Origin of the sequence: Afipia sp. OHSU_II-C1 (assembly GCF_000497575.1) — a bacterium.
Classification (GTDB): Bacteria; Pseudomonadota; Alphaproteobacteria; order Rhizobiales; family Xanthobacteraceae; genus Afipia.
Genome location: NZ_APJI01000035.1, coordinates 1 through 2,281 on the forward strand (window position 1 = coordinate 1; position 2,281 = coordinate 2,281).

Below are 2,281 nucleotides of genomic sequence, written 5' to 3' on the forward strand. Positions count from 1 at the left end.
CTCGTAATCGGCGAGACGCCAGCCGTCCTTGTCAGCGATCATCATCACCAGCGCATCGCTCTTCAGTCCACCGTGGTCCTGAGCGGTGAAGTTGAAGACCCCGGTCACGCCGACATAATTCTTCACCTTGTTCTCGAGCCAATCGCGAATCTGGGCGCGCTCGCCGCCGGTTTCCCGGATCGCCTGCAGGACCATATTGGCGGAGTCATAGGCGACGCCCGCAAACATGTCCGGCGCGATACCGAACTTTGCCTTGTATTTGGTGACGAAGGATTCAGAAACTTTCTTCTGCGGGTGCGAGCCCGGCAACTCGCTCCACACCAGAACAGGCGCACCGACAATCGGCTGCCCGATCACCGCGTCACCAACGGCATTCCGGAATGCGCTGTTGGCCTGGCCATGCCCGGAGATGATCGGAGTGGCCAGTTCAAGTTCGCGCGCATTCTTGTAGACGATGGCCGAAGGCGCGCCGAGGCCATGCATGAAGATCGCATCGACGCCAGCCGATTTCAGCTTGGCAAGCTGCGGCTTCAGATCGGTCGAATTGGCTGGGAACGATTCCTCGCGATCGAGAGAAACGCCAGCGCTCTTGGCAAGTTTGCGCATGTTGTCGCGCCCGTCTTCGCCATAGGCATCGGCGGAATAGAGAATTCCCAACTTCTTCCATCCTGCGCGGCGCGCGTAATCAAGCACCTTTGCTACCGAGAGATCGCCACCCTGTCCCGGACGGAACACCCACTTGCGCTCGGCGACCGGCTCGATCACGCCGACGCCGGACACCGGGCACAGCAGTGCAACTTCCGCTTCGGTGACAATCGGAATGGCGGCCATCGCGCCACCAGTCCGGCTTGGCCCGACGATTGCGAGGACCTTTGCCTGATTGATCAGCTTGCGCGCGGCAAGCACCGTATCGGTCTCCGTGCTCTTGCTGTCTTCAAAAACGAGTTCGACCTTGTTGCCGCGGATGCCGCCGGCCTGATTGGCTTCTTCCACCGCAAGCATGACGGCGTTGTGTTCCGGCTTGCCGAGGAAGGATGCGCCGCCGGTGACATCGAGCATTGCTCCGATTTTATAGGTTTGCTGAGCGGCAGCGGGCTGCGCGACGACCGCAATCACGGCCGCGGCGACGGCTAGCATGGAAGTGCGAAGATAGCTGGCTGACCTCATATGACGTTCCTCTCTCGCATTGTGATGTTTTTGGTTTTTTCTGATTCTTTCGACACGATGCCGGCCTTGTCCGAAATCGTTTGGTCAGGCGGTCAGGTCAGACCTGAATCTCCTGCTTGTCCCAGTAAGGCTGGCGCACGTCGCGCCTCAGGATCTTTCCGAAGGACGACATCGGAAGCTGATCGCGGAAATCAATCTTCCTGGGGACCTTGAAATTCGAAAGAGCTTCCTTGCAGTGCGCGATCAGCTCCGCCTCGGTTGCGGAGTGCCCTTGCTTGAGCACGACAGCCGCGACGACAATCTCTCCCCATTTCGGGTCCGGCGCGCCGACGACGGCGACCATGTTCACTGCCGGGTGCTTGTACAGAACATCCTCGATGTCATTCGGGAAGATGTTCTCGCCACCGCTGATGATCATGTCCTTCTTGCGATCCACGATGTAGAGATACCCCTCTTCATCGAAGCGTCCCATGTCACCGAGCGTGAAGAAACTGCCGCTGCGGGCGCTCGCGGTCGCTTCCGGATTGTTGAAATATTCCCGGATCAGCGTGGCGCCGCCGATATGAATTTCGCCGACTTCGCCCTGCGGCACGACCTTTCCGTTCTCGTCCCTCAATTCGACAAACATGCCGATCACCGGACGTCCGACCGATCTCACCTTTCGGGTCTGGTCTTGAGGTGGAAGGTTGGTGACCAGACCGACTTCCGTGCCGCCATAAAATTCGTTGAGGCCCGCATGAGGGAAGCGTTTGAGGATGGCCTCCTTGGTATGAGTCTGCAGTGGAGACCCGCCACTGACGACAATGCGTAGCGATCCGAGATCAAACTCGTTGATCTCGTCACTCGTCATCATCGCAGCCCACATGGTCGGCACCATAAAGGCCCAGGTCGCCTTGTAGCGATCGATCATGCTGAACACATTCGCCGGCGTGGTATCGCTGGTGACGATAACCGCTCCCCCACAAAATAACTGAAGCAGTGAAAACAGTGCAGGCGCTTCATGGAAAAGCGGCGCGGCCACAAACTCGCGATCATTCGCCGTGATGCCGTAGATCGTGGCCATCCGGCGCAGGCAATCCGCAAATGCGCGGTGCGGATTGACGCATCCTTTCGG

The 2,281-nt window shown here is 58.8% G+C and carries 2 protein-coding genes; both read right to left on the reverse strand.

What is annotated here, in order from left to right:
• A partial coding sequence (locus I554_RS0125275; protein ID WP_152528730.1) for an ABC transporter substrate-binding protein occupies positions 1 to 1,167 on the reverse strand: 1,167 nt, incomplete at its 3' end.
• Positions 1,168 to 1,264: 97 nt separating this feature from the next.
• On the reverse strand, positions 1,265 to 2,281 hold a 1,017-nt coding region (locus I554_RS0125280; RefSeq protein WP_024578155.1), incomplete at its 5' end, for an AMP-binding protein.